The sequence below is a fragment of the Mesorhizobium sp. M1399 genome (assembly GCF_040317735.1).
Classification (GTDB): Bacteria; Pseudomonadota; Alphaproteobacteria; order Rhizobiales; family Rhizobiaceae; genus Mesorhizobium.
The window spans coordinates 59,828-76,034 of the sequence record NZ_JAMYKZ010000023.1; the positions used below are offsets into that span (position 1 = coordinate 59,828).

The 16,207-nt window shown below is 59.4% G+C and carries 12 protein-coding genes and 4 pseudogenes; 9 read left to right on the forward strand and 7 right to left on the reverse strand.

Going from position 1 to position 16,207, the window contains the following annotated elements; translation table 11 throughout:
- Positions 1 to 264 precede the first annotated feature (264 nt).
- Positions 265 to 1,527 carry an ATP-grasp domain-containing protein gene (locus tag NKH05_RS28855; protein WP_352706735.1) on the forward strand — a complete coding sequence of 421 codons (1,263 nt, stop codon included), beginning with the start codon at positions 265 to 267 and terminating at the stop codon, positions 1,525 to 1,527.
- Positions 1,528 to 1,629: 102 nt separating this feature from the next.
- Positions 1,630 to 1,749: pseudogene (locus NKH05_RS28860) on the forward strand (monooxygenase); the annotation flags it as partial.
- Positions 1,750 to 1,830: 81 nt separating this feature from the next.
- On the opposite strand, the gene NKH05_RS28865 reads toward NKH05_RS28860, so the two are convergent.
- Positions 1,831 to 2,709 carry a LysR family transcriptional regulator gene (locus tag NKH05_RS28865; RefSeq protein ID WP_352706771.1) on the reverse strand — a complete coding sequence of 293 codons (879 nt, stop codon included), beginning with the start codon at positions 2,707 to 2,709 and terminating at the stop codon, positions 1,831 to 1,833.
- Positions 2,710 to 2,847: 138 nt separating this feature from the next.
- On the opposite strand from NKH05_RS28865, the gene NKH05_RS28870 reads away from it, so the two are divergent.
- The 4 genes from NKH05_RS28870 to NKH05_RS28885 all read left to right on the forward strand — a co-directional run bounded on the left by NKH05_RS28870 (position 2,848) and on the right by NKH05_RS28885 (position 7,376).
- Complete coding sequence (locus NKH05_RS28870; RefSeq protein ID WP_352706733.1) at positions 2,848 to 3,852, forward strand: NADP-dependent oxidoreductase; 1,005 nt, start codon at positions 2,848 to 2,850, stop codon at positions 3,850 to 3,852.
- A gap of 453 nt (positions 3,853 to 4,305) precedes the next feature.
- Positions 4,306 to 4,899 carry an SET domain-containing protein-lysine N-methyltransferase gene (locus NKH05_RS28875; RefSeq protein WP_352706731.1) on the forward strand — a complete coding sequence of 198 codons (594 nt, stop codon included), beginning with the start codon at positions 4,306 to 4,308 and terminating at the stop codon, positions 4,897 to 4,899.
- A 385-nt stretch (positions 4,900 to 5,284) separates the two neighbouring features.
- Positions 5,285 to 6,421: an aromatic ring-hydroxylating oxygenase subunit alpha gene (locus NKH05_RS28880; protein WP_353016772.1), complete on the forward strand. Its 1,137-nt coding sequence runs from the start codon at positions 5,285 to 5,287 to the stop codon at positions 6,419 to 6,421.
- A gap of 13 nt (positions 6,422 to 6,434) precedes the next feature.
- Complete coding sequence (locus NKH05_RS28885; RefSeq protein ID WP_352706727.1) at positions 6,435 to 7,376, forward strand: DMT family transporter; 942 nt, start codon at positions 6,435 to 6,437, stop codon at positions 7,374 to 7,376.
- Between the two features lie 486 nt (positions 7,377 to 7,862).
- Here NKH05_RS28885 and NKH05_RS28895 read toward each other — a convergent pair whose 3' ends face one another.
- Together NKH05_RS28895 and NKH05_RS28900 are read right to left on the reverse strand one after the other, a co-directional pair.
- Positions 7,863 to 8,045, reverse strand: coding sequence for a hypothetical protein (locus NKH05_RS28895; protein ID WP_352706725.1), 183 nt, complete (start codon positions 8,043 to 8,045; stop codon positions 7,863 to 7,865).
- Between the two features lie 249 nt (positions 8,046 to 8,294).
- Positions 8,295 to 8,866 (reverse strand): annotated as a pseudogene (locus NKH05_RS28900) (DUF3991 domain-containing protein); the annotation flags it as partial.
- Here NKH05_RS28900 and NKH05_RS28905 point away from each other — a divergent pair.
- The 3 genes from NKH05_RS28905 (at position 8,751) to NKH05_RS28915 (ending at position 10,123) form a co-directional block, all read left to right on the forward strand.
- Entirely contained in the window at positions 8,751 to 9,278 is a 528-nt protein-coding gene (locus tag NKH05_RS28905; RefSeq protein ID WP_353016768.1) for an SOS response-associated peptidase family protein, read from the forward strand. The pseudogene NKH05_RS28900 and the gene NKH05_RS28905 sit on opposite strands and share 116 nt — an antisense overlap.
- 94 nt (positions 9,279 to 9,372) lie before the next feature.
- Positions 9,373 to 9,615: a hypothetical protein gene (locus tag NKH05_RS28910; protein ID WP_353016766.1), complete on the forward strand. Its 243-nt coding sequence runs from the start codon at positions 9,373 to 9,375 to the stop codon at positions 9,613 to 9,615.
- On the forward strand, positions 9,569 to 10,123 hold the full coding sequence (locus NKH05_RS28915; protein ID WP_353016763.1) for a hypothetical protein: 555 nt from the start codon (positions 9,569 to 9,571) through the stop codon (positions 10,121 to 10,123). The genes NKH05_RS28910 and NKH05_RS28915 overlap by 47 nt, the downstream gene beginning before the upstream one ends.
- On the opposite strand, the pseudogene NKH05_RS28920 reads toward NKH05_RS28915, so the two are convergent.
- The 4 genes and pseudogenes from NKH05_RS28920 to NKH05_RS28935 form a co-directional block, all read right to left on the reverse strand.
- Positions 10,120 to 10,997 (reverse strand): annotated as a pseudogene (locus NKH05_RS28920) (toll/interleukin-1 receptor domain-containing protein). The gene NKH05_RS28915 and the pseudogene NKH05_RS28920 sit on opposite strands and share 4 nt — an antisense overlap.
- 108 nt (positions 10,998 to 11,105) lie before the next feature.
- Positions 11,106 to 12,509, reverse strand: coding sequence for a hypothetical protein (locus NKH05_RS28925; protein ID WP_353016760.1), 1,404 nt, complete (start codon positions 12,507 to 12,509; stop codon positions 11,106 to 11,108).
- 81 nt (positions 12,510 to 12,590) lie between these two features.
- Positions 12,591 to 15,859: pseudogene (locus NKH05_RS28930) on the reverse strand (error-prone DNA polymerase).
- On the reverse strand, positions 15,856 to 16,207 hold a 352-nt coding region (locus NKH05_RS28935; protein WP_353026699.1), incomplete at its 5' end, for a hypothetical protein. The pseudogene NKH05_RS28930 and the gene NKH05_RS28935, both read right to left, overlap by 4 nt.

A 16,207-nucleotide genomic window follows, 5' to 3' on the forward strand; every position in this document is an offset into this window, starting at 1 on the left:
ATTGTAGGCAACGAGATCACACACCAATCACACCTAACCTCGCTTGAACGGCGCAAGCCTCCGACGTTCGTTGAGACGCTCTGTACGACACCGCGGTAATCAAAACGCTGCAACAGATCCTTCAAATCAATTTACAAGATCTTTAGGACCGCCAGTCGTTGGCAATGGTACGTTCACGCAAGTCTGAGGCCCGGTACGGCTAAGAAAAGTGCTACCGACTACCCTCGGACCGCCGCACAGCATGCAACATCGGGTTAACAGCAAATGGTAAGAAAAGCGCTCATCTTGGTTGAGGGTCATAGGGGTACTGGTCTGCTATACGTCCAAGCGGCTGAGTGTCTTGGTCTTCATCCAATTACTCTGACGGCTGATCCATCTCGGTACGACTATCTTGCGGCGGAAAACGTTGAGGCAATCCGTGTCGATACTGACAATCTCGATGCGTTGATCCGCGAATGTTCCCGGCTGCGTGCGACCCACGACATTGCTGGTATTACTGGCTTTGCGGGGGACCACGAGTCGGTCTATGCGACAGTTGGCAAGCTTTGCCGGCATTTCGATCTACCGGGACCGAACCCTGAATCGATTGAACGAAGCTGCGACAAATTCGATCAACGCCAGCTCCTCGCGCAGGCCGGCGTTCCAATACCTGCTTATCGGTTGGCAACGAATGCGGCAGAGGTAGAAAGCTCTGCTGCGGAGATCGGCCTGCCCGTGATTCTTAAGCCAGCAGTAGGCAGCGGCAGCATTGGTGTCCGATTGTGCCGCAGCGCCGAAGACGTAGCCGAACATACGAGATATCTGTTGGGCGGAAAGCACTTATGGCGGTCTACGCCGAAAATACTCGTCGAAGAATTCGCACAGGGCCCGTTCTATAGCATTAATATTATGGGAAATGAGGTCGTTGGGATTTGCGCCAATGACTTTGGTCCCCTCCCGCATTTCGTCATTCGTGAGGTGACCTATCCGGCCCTGCTGACTGAAGAGGAGCGTGAGCGCATCGCCGATGTTTCGCTGAGCTGTTTGCGAGCTCTCGGCCTTGGCTGGGGGCCAACGAACATTGAACTCCGGTGCACGAAACGCGGTCCAGTCGTCATTGAAGTCAATCCGCGTCTTAGTGGCGCGCCCGACCCTCAACTGGTCCAGTTGGCTTACGGTATCGATCTCGTCACCGAGCACATCAAGCTTGTCATTGGCGAGGAATGGAATCTGCGCAAAAAGCATTCGCACACTGCGGCCGCGCGGTTTCTGCTTCCTGATCAAGATGGCACCCTCGACTGGATCGGTGGCGACACTCAGGCAGCTGCTATACCAGGTGTCGCCGAGGTCAAATTGAATGTTGAACCCAAGACGCCGATCGTCAGGAAGGGCGATTTCCGAGACTGGATTGGACATGTCATTGCCACTTCACCCGGCCTTGCTGAAACCGAGGCCGCCCTTCAGCGCGCCGTCGACTTGATCGATTGGTCGATCACCCCTTTTCCGGCCGTTAGCGAACAGGCACAATCTGCATGCGGCGACAAATAAGAGGTGATCGAGAGCATGAGGTTTTGGGGCGTTCGGGCGGCTCACCGGTTCTGTTCGGTTCGTGATTGTCGTTCGGCTACCATCGCTTAGTGAAGTGCCACCATGTCAGAACGACCCTTGCCGACGCTGCCGATGTGGCGCGTCGATCACTTCGAGCCCTCGCCCGAGATGTTGGCGCTACGTGCCAACGGTCCGATCCACCGCGTGCGCTTCCCGGGCGGGCGTGCGGCTGGCGTTGTCGGTGGGCGCTCGCCCGAAATCAGGAGGCTGCACGATAGTTGGGCCAAACGATCCTGGCAGGATTCAACGCCCGAAAATCTCAGTCAAGTAGTCGATGAACACTCGTATCTTCTGCGGTGTATGGCGTCGTTGTGCATAAAAGGCGTAGATCGGTTGCTCCACGGGTTCGTAGTCTGGCAGCAGATGCACCAGACGGTTTTCCGCAATGTCCTCTGCAACCATAAAATCCCCTAGCAATGAATAGCCATATCCGGTCAGGCAAGCATTTTTCACTGCCCGCGCGGAGTTCATCGTAAAGTGTTGCAAAACGTCGAAATTGATGATTTCACCTAAATATCTAAACTGGTGTGTTCGCCCCCATTCTCCGCTGACTTGCGTGACCGATGGGTAGTTTCTGATTTCGTCGAGTGATTTGGGCATCCCAAACCTTCGGCAAAAGCCGGGAGAGGCGACAAATATTATTTTTTGCGTAAATATCTTCTGTGCGATCATAGTTGAATCGCTTAATGGACCGACTCGAATCGCAACATCGTAATGCTCCTCGATAAGATCAACCAAGCGGTTGCCGACATCAAGTGAGATGCCTAGCTGGGGAAATCTTCGCAAAAACTCCGGCAAGGCTGGTGCTAGGCATTCGTTGCCAAAAGCCGTAACGCACGACACCCGCAATTGCCCGCGCGGGGTGTCGTGGCGCTCCCGAACCACGCTCCGCATGTCATCAAGCTCCTCAAGTATGCCGGAACTTTTCTGCACAAACTCCAGCCCTGCATCGGTTAGATTGAGTTGGCGGGTTGTGCGGTTGAAGAGACGCACCCCTATATCGGCCTCCAGCTCAGCCATAATTCGACTCACTGACGGCGCGGAAAGCCTTAATTCCCGGCTTGCTGCGGTAAAACTTCCAAGGCGCGCAACTTCGACTGCGATGCGCATTGCCGCCACCATGTCCACCGAGCCACTCTTTCGCAATATAAAATAATGTTTCTCCTAGTTGCCCATTATCATGGAATGCAATTTATTGCATCAGGAAGAAGTGGTTCGGTCATCAGGGTTTGAGTGACGGAACCCGCTAAGGAGACCGCCATGGCCAAAAATCCTAGCTGGGTACTACGGAGTTATCCGTCGGGAATGCCGACTGTCGGCAATTGGATGCTGGAAGATCGCCCGATTCCGGAACCCGCAAAGGGACAACTGCTACTCAAAACCTTGTGGCTTTCGGTGGATCCTTACATGCGGGGTAGGATCAGTCGCGCGAAAAATTACGCTGCTGGCTTTGGATTGGGGGATCTGATGTTGGGAGGTGGAATCGGGGAAGTGATCTCATCCGAATCCCCTGATTTCAAGCCCGGCGACATTGTCATGAGTGACTATTTTGGATGGCAGCCTTTTACGACCATTCCTGCGTCTTCAGCCAAGGTTGTGACCGCGACCGACGCCCCAGTCCAAGCCTCGCTCAGCTACCTAGGGATGCCGGGTCTGACGGCGTATTTTTCGCTACTCAAGACCGGCAATCCGAAACAAGGCGAAACAGTCTTGATCTCCGCGGCCTCTGGTGGCGTGGGGCAGATTGCGGGGCAAATCGCGCGGATCAAGGGACTTGATCCGGTAGCTGTTGCGGGCACGGACGCGAAACTCGAATGGTGCAAAAAGCTTGGGTATCGCGAAGGCGTCAACCACCGAACGTCGACTGACTTGGTGGCCGATGTCGCCGCTGCGTGCCCAAACGGAGTAGACGTGTTTATCGATAATACTGCGGGACCGATCCATGATGCGGCAGTGTTAAATCTCAATACGTTCGGTCGAGTTATCGTTGTCGGAACGATTGCTTTGGCTGATAGGTTTGATCAACCAGATATCGGTTTGCGACATCTCAGGAAAACTCTGATCGCCCGCGCTCGGATCGAGGGCTTTTTGCTTGATGATCACGAAAGCGAATTTGATACGGCAAAGGCCGACCTGTTGTCTTGGTATAAACAGGGGCTTTTTGAGACAAGAGAAGATGTCGCTGAAGGGATAGAAGCGGTACCTTATGCCTTTGTGCGCATGTTAAATGGAGAGAACTTCGGCAAGCAGCTCATAAAACTATGAGACAAAATGTATTTTCATTTTCTACGGCCGGGCCGCGTGAGTTCTTTATCCCCCCGCGTGGCTGATTGGCACCAACGGCCCTGCTTGAAACTCCCGCGCGCAGCGAACCGATGTTGTTCGAGGACTCGATTCCCGCGATTCTAATAGCGAAACAGCGGGAGCGGCGCGGCGAACTGTAGGCATTTTAAGCCATCTTGTCGAAACCTTCACTCACAACTCCTTCTGGGCTCTTCGGCTAGTCGAGGTACAGGCAGCTCGATCGACGCTTTCCGACATTAATTGTCTCGTTTGTACCGTCCGCCACAGCCATTATCTGACCCTGGCTCAGGCAAAATAGCTGAAAGTCGGCGAAAAAGAGCTTGTTCGGGCGAACGGCAAAATGGCACGGATCTTGATGCACTTTTTACAAGGGAACTGACCGTCTCATAAGTTCAGATCAGTGCCTAGTTTGAAATGTCATGTTGGAAGAATGGTTCCGTGCCAAATCCACGCGTAAAGAAATGCGCCTCTATCTTATCAGACCATGCTGGTTGTGCGAGGAGAATCAATGTCCGCAACGTGAGGGTCCGCGATGCAGGCGACGAGAGAGGGCGCGGCGTGTTCGCCGCTCGTCGTTTCTTGCCCGGCGAAATTGTTATGATTGGGCTAGTTCACCGCCTGGAAAAAGTTAGGTCGATATACTCGATTCAAATGGATTGGAACGTTCATGCCATCTTTGAGAAGCCGGCGATATTCTCGAATCACTCTTGTGATCCGAATCTTGCCATCGTGCCTAACCGTTTCGGAGCCTATAGTTTCATCGCTATTCGGGAAATCTCACCTGATGTCGAGGTGACCTGGGACTACGCCACCTCGGAGATTGAGTGCATCTGGGTATCGGCCTGTCTTTGTTCGGCAGCAAATTGCCGAAAAACAGTCGGGGGATTTCCCACCTTGCCTCCGGATCATCCGCTGCTCACGTCAGCATTTTACGCACCTTATCTCCAACGAAACCCTAGGCATTTCCCGAGGGGGATAGGGATGTTGGCAAAGATCGTAGGCTCCTAGTGCCTGGAGTCATCGATCACAGAGTGAGCAGAGGCCGACCTACGCTCATCCGGTCACACAAGGCAAAGGATGCGAGCCCAGTAGCAAAAACAGCGCTTATCCTGGTTGAAGGTCATGCAGTCATGGTCTGCTATATTGCAAAGCTGCTCAGCGTCTTGGTGTTCAGCTATTACCCCGTCGGCTGATCCAGCTACCTACGAGTATCTTGCGGCGAAGGTTTGCGGCAGTCCGTGCCAATACAGAATCACCCAACGTTAGCTCCTCAAAAGAGACCGGCGTTCAATACCTGCTTATCGGTTGGCAGCGGATTCCAAGGAGATACAAAGCTCTGCTTCAGAGATCGGCCTGCCGAGGTTTCACACGCAGCTGACCAGAGGGGTTTGCCATGAAGATCAATGTTCCTTATCCACCCCAGGAAGTGGCCCATTCGAGAACGCTGCCGGGTAGTTTCTACGCCGATCCCGAGGTTTTTGAGGCCGAGAAACAGGCCATCTTCATGAAAAGCTGGCACTACGCTTGCCATGAAACCGCCCTGTTGGAGAAAGGCGCATTCGTTACACTGCAAATCTTTGATCAGTGCGTGTTCGTGGTTTGCGAACAGGACGGGCAGATCCGGGCTTTCTTCAACGTCTGTCCTCACCGCGGACATCTACTGCTGGAAGGCCGCGGTGAGAAGAAGGTCATCACCTGTCCGTATCATGCTTGGAGCTACGACCTTACCGGGCGGCTGGTAGCAGCTAGGGAAAGTGGCGACGACAAGAAATTTGTGGGTTCGGCCATCTGTCTGAAGCCTGTCCAAGTGGGCTTTATCGCGGGTTTTGTCTTCGTGAACCTCGATGCGGGCGCCGCCCCCTTCTCAGACTATATTGCAGAGCTGGCAGCAAGCATCGCCAGCGTCATCCCCGACCTGAGCGGCTACAAGGTGCGTGAAGGCGTCGGCTATTTCGGGGGCGACTACGAGTGCAACTGGAAGATCGCGATCGACAACTTTCTTGAATGCTACCACTGCGAGACTGCCCACAAGAGCTTTTGCGACATGATGGACGCAAAACGCTCGACTTTCACTCTGCACGATAATTTCATCTATCAGTTCGTCCCTTCCGGCGGGAAAGAGACCAGTGCGGCCTATCCGATTAATCTGGAGGAGGATGCCGTTGACGGACATTTCTGGTTCCTCTTCCCCAACATCATCTTCTCGATCTTTCCGGGCACGAAGAACTTTTCGGTCTCGTGGGTCGAGCCCGTCTCGGCCGAAACTTCCATACGGCGGTTCGTGACGCTCACGCCCGACAACATCTCGAAGGAGCGGGAAGCCGCGCGCTCGAAATGGGGGTTAGACGTTCTGAACGAGGAGGACCGGCAAATCTGCCGCAGTGTGCAAAAAGGGATGTTCCAGCGCGGCTTCGACATGGGCTATTATGTCCTGGATCCGCTGAGCGGCAATCTGAGTGAGGATACGGTTCGACAATTTCATCGCATGTACATGCGCTGGATGTTCCCCGATGCGGGTATCCCGAAGTGATTGGGGCTATTCCGTGACGACAAATGAGGCTGTCGCAAAGCAGGATCAGGTAGGGCTTGCCATCATGGCGATGGTCTTCACCGACCTCACGCTCTCAATCGCCGATGCTATCATCAAGGTCGCGGTTTCCGATATGCCGCTATTGCAGTTCATCTTTCTGCGATGCGGCATCACGGTTCCTCTCCTGGTTCTGATCCTCAGGCTGCGTTACCCGGAGGTCCCGCTACGCCCGGTTTTCCCTGCCTGGGCGATCCTGAGAAGCAGTCTGCTCCTGGTCAGCCTGCTGCTCTACTATGCCTCGCTGCCACAGCTCGACTTCTCAACGGCCGCTGCCGTCTATTACACGATCCCGCTCTTCACAACCCTGTTCGCTGCGGCCTGGATCAGGGAGCCCGTCGGTGTTCAGGGCTGGACCGGGGTCGGGATCGGTTTTGGGGGCGTGCTTCTCATGCTCAAGCCACAAGCCGGGGATCTGAACATCTTTGCCTTGCTGCCGCTGACATCGGCGATGCTCTACGCTCTCGCGGTGGTCGTCACTCGCACGAAGGGCCGAGGCGAGCATCCCTTGGTCCTGGCCCTGACATTCAATCTGATTGCTATTGGCCTCAGTGGTGCCGTCACCGGCCTGGCCGGGTTGGGCGACACGGCCGAAGCACTGGACGCAACCGGGGGCCGTTTCCTCGGTGAGTGGATCGCGATGGGCTGGTTCCAATGGGGATTGGTCATGCTTTTGAGCATGACGATGCTGATCGGCAGCGTCGGAACGGCCATCGCCTATCAACTCGGGCCGCCTTCGGTCATTTCAACCTGGGATTTCTCATATCTGGCCTTTGCGGTTTTGTGGGGGGTGGTCCTGTTCTCCGAACGCTTGGATGCGGCATCGTTGTTGGGCATCGCACTTATTGCTTTGGCGGGCATCATAGCAACCCGCCGCCGCCCAGCTCTTCGATGTTAGGTCATCAACTCTGAGGAATCAGGGCGTCTCTTAGCCTCGCATTTAGGGTGACGACGATCTTTCGCATGACGGCTGCGATAGCCACCATTGGCTTTTTGCCGTTGGCGATGAGGCGTTTGTAGAAGGCTGCGAACTCGCCTTTTCCGGCGGCTGCGCGCAGAGCGGGCATGAACAGCCGGGCGAAGCTTCACCCTTGTGGCGACCGGCGGGCATGCGGCAGCCGGAATTGATTTTCTTCTCGCCGCCTCATTTCCCTCCCCATTGGTCGCACGCAGCGGCTCTCATGCATGGATGCGACCAACAGCCGTCATTGCACTGATGTTGCTTGGCACAACCACGGCCATGGCCGTCGAGCTGGAATCTCCCGACAGGGTCGATCCACTCTTTGACTGTTCGACGCCCGCGCTCGATGCGAACACGCCGGAAAGAGCAAAACTGCTCCGGGTTCAGTACGGGCCACGCTCTCGTCAGGGAGTTGCGCCAAACCTATGCGTCTCGCTCGCCGGCCTGTTCTGGGATCAGCAGGAAGGCGTCGACAGCAGGCTGGTCCTGCGCTTGACCCGCGACGATCCGGTCGAAACGCGCAAGCTCACCATTTGCGGCGAGCCGCTGACGGTCGCGTTTATCGCCGGCCAGATGCACACGCGTGAAGAGCTTCAAAAACTCCACGCCGACAACCTCGAATGGTTCCGCGGCAAGTTCCCTGGGCTACAGGGAACCTATGCGGATGAACGCACGGGCGAGATCGTACTGGATATCTACATTCCGGGAGCCGAGGGCACGGACGTCGAGGCACTGCGGCAGCATGCCGAGTGCCGGCTGGGCGCGCCGCTGCGGGTCCACATGACGACGGCGGGAATGCTCCCCGATAGTTGTTGTCGGCGCTGCTGCGCGGTTCTTGGTTTCAGCATCGCGTTCGACGCGGCCGGCGTCTGCCGGACCGAGCCGGAACACCACCTTGCTGCCGCCCGTCGCAAAGCCGCGCCATTCCGGGCCGCGTTCCTCCCAACCGGTGACGATGCCGGCCGCATCCGTATGTGCCGCCCACATGCTGCCATACGGGCCTTCGCGCAGGTCGTTCCGAGTGATCGCGGTGCGGATCACCGGCTCAGGAATATGCCGATCGTCGCGTAGATAGCACCAGGTCGCTGATCCGCGCCAAGGCTTGCGCAGAGCCCGCCAGCGTTCGGGGATGGAAGTCCGGCTCCCGTTCCCGGGACTGCCGGGTCCATGCAGGCTCCGAGGGCACAAAGCCGACCAGTGATGCAACCTGAAAGAATGCTCCGAGGAAATCGCAGCCTTCGAGGCAGCGAATAGATATCGCCCTTGGCGTCCGAAAGCGGATCGAACCAGCCCTTGCCCTCATGGATGACGATGACGATCTCGCTCTGGCGGCGATATTTTATCGCCTTGCGCGTGCTCTCCTTGGTGTCGAGCGCAAACCCGCAACGCTCCGGTGATGCGCGCCGCCGGCATGAACTCGCACAGATGAACTTCAGCTTTCCGCCCGGCCGGCCGAAGGGCGGCCCGGTGTTCAACTTCCGGTCGGAAGGCCGCGATTTCTCTAAGAGTCATCGCTGCCTGATCCCGGCGTCGGGGTTCTTGGAATATGTCGGCACGAAATACCCAAAGACCCAGTATCGATTCGGCCTGGCCGGAGCACCATTCCTCGCTATCGCGGGGCTATGGCGCGAGGCCGAAGGCAATCATCCGGTTGGCTTCACCATGCTGACAACCTCGCCGGGTCCCGACATCGCGCCCTACCACGATCGCCAGGTGGTGGTTCTGAAACCCGAGGATTGGGCCGCCTGGCTCTATTTGACCAAGCCGCAGGCCGAACTGCTGCGCCCGCTGCCTGAGGGCTCGCTCGAGGTCGAGATGGTGCGGGAGGGCCGGGCATGACGCGGCCGCGGCCCGGCCTGACTGAAGGGCGTTTCGGTCTCTTTTTCCCGGCCGGTCTGAGGCATGGTCGTGGGCACGAAAGGAGACTTCTTCCATGAATGCCCAGGAACTTCTGGATAAGATCAATGACCTGCCCAACAAGCCGGTCGATGTCCCTACCGCGCCGGCGATCGAACTGGTCGCCATGGTGGTGCGCTGGGGCCGGCATCTCAAGCAGTGGAAGGCAACGACGCTCGCCGACTTCGCGCGTCTCGTTGTCCACGGTGGAGCGTGTCGAGCGTGGCGAAAAGGTGAGCCGGGAAGCGCTCGACCGCATCGCCCAGGCGCTGGGCTATGAGGCTGGCGCGTTCACCACGCCGCGCTTGCCGATCGGCGCCGACAAGGCCGCCGAGCAGCTCATCGAGACCTACGGCCATCTCGAGCCGGTTCCGGTGGCGCCGATGAAGACGCATAAGGCCATCCGCGACGCCGCCAAATGCGACGCCTACCTGATCTACCGTCCCGGCGTGCCCGACACCTATGACGACGACATCGCCAATCTCGGCGAATGGCTCGACCTGGCCTCGTTCATCCTGTCCGATATCGTCGAGGATTCCACGCCGTCCGAGCGCGGCCGCCGCGATCTCTATCATGACATTCTCGCGGCGGTGGCGGAACTGGAGCGCCGCGGCCTCACCGTGTTGTCCGGCGTGATGCACACACCGCAGCCGGGACTGCCCGACTGGAAGGTCGCCATCGTCTCGGTGACCCCGCGCCTTACCGATCCCGGCGCGGTGAAGCGTCGCCACGTCATGGTCGACCGCCGCACCGTGGCGGTGGCGCCTGGCTGGCTGGCCAACGCCTAGGGGATGAGGGCAAGCCGCTCGGCGATGAACTGGGCGATCTCAGCCGGACTGAAACGCCGCGCATCGACATAACCGTCGGTGCGGAACACGCCATCGACGGCGCCATCGTCGACGCGAATGAACATGACGCGCTGATTTTCGCGGGCCTTGATGATGTCGCGGATGGCGCGGAACTCGACGCCGCACCAGTCCTTGCGCTGGTAGTCCGCGCCGAGGAAGACAACGATGAGCTTGGAACGGTTGCGGTAGATGTCCTGCAGCAGGGTATCAAGCGACGGCCGCGCCAGTTGGGACACGTAGTTGTTGTCGTAGAAATAGGCGTTGGGGCCGATGCGGGCCTCGAGCTCGCGGGCGACTTGCTCGACTAATCCGCGGGCCTCCGCCGGAAACGAGAGTCCGACGTCGAAAAGGTGCTGGGTGATGTCGACGGCCCGCCCTGCCTGTCGGGTCCATGACGGCAAGACAATGCCGCGCGCGGCATGCAGCTCCCTTGGGAGATTCACATCCTTGACCGCCCAATGGGAGCGGTTCATCTCCCAGTTTCCGATGTCGAGCTCGAAGGCGAGAGCGTCGAAGTCGGTCGGGGTCAGAAAGGGGTGGACGGGGATCAGTTCATACTCGATGCGGCTTGCCCGCGTCGGACGGTCACTTCCCGTATGAGCCCGAACTTGGGATCGAGGCCACGGGCGGTCTCATAAGCGAATATGCACGGCAACTGCGTCAGTTCGACCAGGGCAACCTGGTCGAGGCCGCCGAATTTGTCGGCGATCTGCTTGTCGGTGTATTCATGCTGATTGACGCATCGGGACAGATCGAAGGTGCAAGGTGCCCCTTGCCATTCCTCCTCCCAGCCAGAAACGAAGAAATTGTACATCTGTTGGATCCCTCCGGTCGTCGCCCGAAAGGGGGCAATGAGGATGGGGATATAGCACGCATGCCGGCAGGGGACGACTTGGCGGGTGCTCGGCGCCTCGGACGGCGCCTAGACGTCTTGCAGAAGGTCGCGGATCGGCTCGTCTGGCGTCGGCGTCCAGCCGGCGAGCCGCGAGACGAGCGCGCAGAAGCAGCGGGCAAAGGCCGCCTGCGCGGCGATGATGTTGGCTTGTTGGCCCAGAGAGCCGCTGTGCACGATCTCGCTGCGTGCGTGGTAGATGGCAAGAACTGCTTGCTCATAACCGCCCACGCCGGGCACGCCTTTGAGGCAGATACCCAGCCGGCGCTCGATGCGCTCGGCAACACCCCTCTGGTAGGTATCGGTGAGCAAGGTCTCGAAGGCTACCGCGATGGCGACCACGGCTTCGGACTCGTTGATGCGCGATCCGAACGACTGCCGATACCAGTCGAGCGCTGTGACAAAGCGCTTATACAGACGCTGTTGAGCCTTGTTTTTACTGGTCAGGTTCACATGACGGAAATAGCCCTGCTCGACGGTTTTGAGCCCCGCCACAACCGCGGACGAGAGCCGCTTCATCCGAGTGGTCGAGAGCTCGTCGGTGGAGATCATAGCGGCAACGTCGGAAAGTCGGGCTAGCTCCAGGGCGGAGACGTTCATGGGCACGCGCCGCAGGCTCATCGGCCGACCGCGCAGGTTCTCGCCGATGAGATAGTGGCGGATGTCGAGGGTCTCCCAGTTGTTGACGCTTGATGTCGCGTGAAACCCGTCGACCGGGCCGCTCTTTTCGACCGAAAGTGCATGCAGCATGAGCAACCCGGATGCTGCAGTCCGGATCTTTAGCGAATAGACGAACTGGTTTTCGTACATGTCGCCGGTATGCGAGGTGAGGCGGACGAGCATCAAAGGGTTCCGATCCAGCCACCCAGCTTGTGAGGCGAAGTGGCGGACATCCTCAAACGCAATACGTTGCCTGATCCCAAGGGCTGAAGCCATTTCGACCAGCCGCGCATGAGCAGCTTTGACCGAGTGCTTCTGGCCACTGACGGCGTAGCCTGCGCGAGGGAAGGCGACCCAATCCTGCAGCGAGGACGAGGGATGGAAGATCGGCGACATTTTCATGCCGAAGCTGGTCAGCGGATAGAGGACGAAACCGGGCCGCTCGGCGCCCGCCTGGGCGAGGTGGGCGATCACCCGCGCCGCGATGTTGCCGCCGCCTGCCTTGCCCGCACCCAGCACGCATTCGTCCAGAACCGATCGCCCAACGTAGATCTCGTGCGACCACAATGCGCGGGCGATGGCGGCGCGGAGATTGAGAATGTGGTGCTCAATCGCATTGCGCTCCGAACTCGATAACAGCTTCTCATCGGTGACCAGATCGTCGACCGATGCGAAATGATTGAGCTGGTTGTGCTTGCCGGCGAGGTAGCTTTCCGACTGCTGGACCGCCCTGGTGGATTTTACCGCCAGGGTCGGCAGGATTTTGGGGGTCAATTGTCCTCCAGAAACGCAGCTCGACTTGCCCGCCTCAAACGGATGACATGTCCGCTCGAATGGTAGGTGGTCGGTGGATGATTATCGAAAGTCCCGGGTCTTTACCTTGATTGGCTCGATCTGCAAGGTCGGGTCAACCAGATCGCGGGGACGAAATCCCTTTGGCAAGCTGCGCGGATCGATCCCGGGTCCACCGTGATGGGCTTGCTCGCCGCGCCCATGCGGAAGCGGAAACGGAGTCTCACGGTTGCCGACACTGGCGAGTTCACCGGAAAGATCGGTGAGCTGGTGAGCGACGAGATGCACCACCTCGCCCTCGCGCTGAATCTTGCCCCGGACGGAAAGCATCGAGGAGGAGAGCAGCACGCGACGAAACTTCTCGAAGACCTTGACCCAGACCACGACATTGGCCGCGCCCGTCTCATCCTCCATGGTGAGGAACATCACCCCCTTGGCCGAGCCGGGCCGCTGGCGGACCAAGACCAGCCCGGCCGCCTCCAGCCAGCGACCATCCCGCGCCTGCATCGCGTCCCTGCAGGTGACAATGCGACGGCGGGCAAGATCGGCGCGCAGGAAGGTCAGCGGATGGCTGCGCAGGGTGAGGCCAACATGACCATAGTCCTCGACCACTTCCCTTCCGGCCGTCATTGGCCGCAGCGCTATGGTGGGCTCGTGGATTTCCGATACCGTCTGCTGCTCGCGGGCCGAGGCGGCGGCAAAGAGCGGCAAGGGTTCATCGCGCAGCCCCTTGAGTGCCCATGGCGCCTCGCGGCGCCCCAGACCCAGATGGGGGCGGAAAGCATCGGCCTCGGCGAGCTGGACGAGCGATGCCGCGGGCACGCCGGCCCGATGCCAGAGATCGTCGATGGAACCGAAAGGCTCGTCCATCCTGGCCGCGACGATCGCCGCTGCGCCGGCGTTGGCCAGGCCCTTCACCATGCGCAGGCCGAGCCGGACCGCGAAGGTTCCTTCCCGTTCCGTCGGTTCGAGCGTGCAGTCCCATCGGCTGGCATTGATGCAGACGGGACGGATCTCCACGCCGTGGTCGCGGGCATCGCGCACGATCTGCGCGGGCAGGTAGAAGCCCATCGGCTGGGAATTGAGTAGCGCGGCGCAGAAGACATTCGGGTGGTGGCAATTTCATCCAGGAGCTGGCATAGGCAATCAGCGAGAAGCTGGCCGCATGGCTTTCGGGGAAGCCATAGCTGCCGAAACCTTCAAGCTGCTTGAAGGTCGTGGCCGCGAAGTCGGGCGTATAGCCATTGGCGATCATGCCGCCGATCAGCTTGTCCCGGAACTTGCTGACCCCGCCGGTGTGCTTGAACGTCGCCATGGCGCGGCGCAGCTGGTCGGCCTCTCCGGCCGAGAAACCGGCACAGACCATGGCAACCTGCATGGCCTGTTCCTGGAACAGGGGCACGCCCAAAGTCTTGCCGAGCACGCGCTCGAGCTCGGGGGTCGGAAACTCCACCGGCTCCTTGCCCTCGCGGCGGCGAAGATAGGGATGCACCATGTCGCCCTGGATCGGGCCGGGCCGCACGATGGCGACCTCGACCACCAGATCGTAAAAGGTGCGCGGCTTGATACGCGGGAGCATCGACATCTGGGCGCGGCTTTCGATCTGGAAGACGCCGATCGTGTCCGCCTTGCGGATCATGGCGTAGGTCGCCGGGTCTTCGGCCGGGATGGTGGGGAGGTCGAGCGTGATCTCTTTATGCTCGGCGAGCAGATCGAAGCTGCGCTTCATGCAGGTGAGCATGCCGAGCGCCAGGACGTCGACCTTCATGAATTTGAGGATGTCGATGTCGTCCCTTGTCCCACTCGATGACCTGGCGGTCGACCATGCGGGCGGGCTCGATCGGCACCAGGTCATCAAGCCGGTCATTGGTCAGAACGAAGCCGCCCGGATGCTGCGACAGATGCCGGGGGGTACCTTCGAGCTGCGGCGCCAATTCGAGCGTCAACCGAAGCCGGCGATCGGCGAGGTTGAAATTGAGCTCGCGGGCGCGGCTTTCATCGATGCCTTCGCCGTGGCCCCAGACCTGAGAGGAGAGCAGCTTGGTGACATCTTCAGGCAGGCCGAGCGCTTTGCCGATATCCCGGATGGCGCCCTTGGTGTGATAGCGCACCACCGTCGAGCACAGCGCACTGTGGTCGCGGCCATAGGTCTCGCACACCCACTGCATGACGATCTCGCGCCGCTCGTGCTCGAAGTCGACATCGATATCCGGGGGCTCGTTGCGCTCCTGCGAGACGAAGCGCTCGAAGAGGAGATTGTTGCGCTCGGGATCAATACTGGTGATGCCCAGCACGTAGCAGACTGCGGAGTTGGCGGCCGAGCCTCTGCCCTGGCACAGAATGTCCTTGCTGCGCGCGAACTGCACGATGGCGTTCACGGTGAGGAAGTATGGGGCATATTGCAGGATCTCGATCAGGCGCAGTTCGTGTTTGATGAGCGCCACGACCTTATCCGGCACGCCCTCGGGATAACGTCGCTCCGCGCCTTCCCAGGTCAGCTTTTCGAGCGCCTGCTGTGCCGTCAGCCCAGGCAGCATCTTCTCTTCGGGGTATTGGTAGGCAAGCTCGTCGAGGGAGAAGCGGCATTGCCGGGCGATCTCGAGCGTGCGCGCAAGGGCTTCCGGGTAGCGCGAAAACAGCCGCGCCATTTCTTCCGGAGGCTTCAAATACCGATCGGCATGACGTTCGCGCCGGAATCCCAGCTCGTCGATGGTCATGTTGTGGCGAATGGCCGTCACCACATCCTGCAGGATGCGCCGGCCCGGTTCATGGAACAGCACGTCGTTCGTCACCACCGTCGGCACCTGCATTCTTGTGGCGAGGTTGGAAAGCCCATGCAGGCGGAGCTGGTCGTTGGGGCGCCGGCGCAGGGTCAGCGCCAGATAGGCGCGATCACTGAAGGTTTCCCGCACGCGACGCAGTTGCAGGGCACAGGTGTCATCGGCTCGGTCAGGGACAAGAACGGCGATCAGGCCCTCCGCATAGTCGGCCAGGTCGCTCCATTCGAGATGGCATTTCCCTTTGCCGCCGCGCTTCTTTCCCAGCGTGAGAAGCCGGCACAGCCGGGAATAGGCTGCCCGGTCGGTGGGATAGACGAGCAGGGACATACCGTCGATGAGATCGAGGCGGCAGCCGACGATGAGCCTGACGCCGGTGTCTTTGGCGGCTTGATGGGCCCGCACGATGCCGGCTAGGGAATTGCGGTCGACTACTGCCAGAGCCTCGATGCCGAGCGCGGCCGCCTGCGCGAACAGGTCGTCGCAAGAGCTGGCGCCGCGCAGGAACGAGAAATGGCTGGTCACCTGCAGCTCGGCATAGCGCGGCCCGCTCATCCAAAGACCCCATGCAGGAACCATTTATGGGAACCGGTCTCGGGATCCTCGCCGTCGCCGGCGCGGTAGATCCAGGTAAAACTGCCCGTTTCGGCGACTTCGGCCAGAAGGATCATGTCGTCCACGCTGTACAAAGCGACGCATCCTCTCTCGTGTCGTTGCTCATTGTACAATAACACGGACAAAATTTCCGTATGATCGGAATTGTTGGAACGTTCTTGGCTCGGTAGCCTCGGCACCCGAAGCAGGGAACGCGAAAAATGTCGATCAGTCAGACGGCCCCCAAGGCGGACAGGGTGGGCATCGCCATTGCGGCGATGGTTTTCACGGACCTGACGCTTTCCATCG

Bases quoted from the DNA above. Each gene is read 5' to 3' on its own strand.
- NKH05_RS28855 (WP_352706735.1), top strand. From the start codon at position 265: ATGGTAAGAAAAGCGCTCATCTTGGTTGAGGGTCATAGGGGTACTGGT.
- NKH05_RS28865 (WP_352706771.1), bottom strand. From the start codon at position 2,709: ATGGTGGCGGCAATGCGCATCGCAGTCGAAGTTGCGCGCCTTGGAAGT.
- NKH05_RS28870 (WP_352706733.1), top strand. From the start codon at position 2,848: ATGGCCAAAAATCCTAGCTGGGTACTACGGAGTTATCCGTCGGGAATG.
- NKH05_RS28875 (WP_352706731.1), top strand. From the start codon at position 4,306: ATGTCATGTTGGAAGAATGGTTCCGTGCCAAATCCACGCGTAAAGAAA.
- NKH05_RS28880 (WP_353016772.1), top strand. From the start codon at position 5,285: ATGAAGATCAATGTTCCTTATCCACCCCAGGAAGTGGCCCATTCGAGA.
- NKH05_RS28905 (WP_353016768.1), top strand. From the start codon at position 8,751: ATGACGATCTCGCTCTGGCGGCGATATTTTATCGCCTTGCGCGTGCTC.
- NKH05_RS28910 (WP_353016766.1), top strand. From the start codon at position 9,373: ATGAATGCCCAGGAACTTCTGGATAAGATCAATGACCTGCCCAACAAG.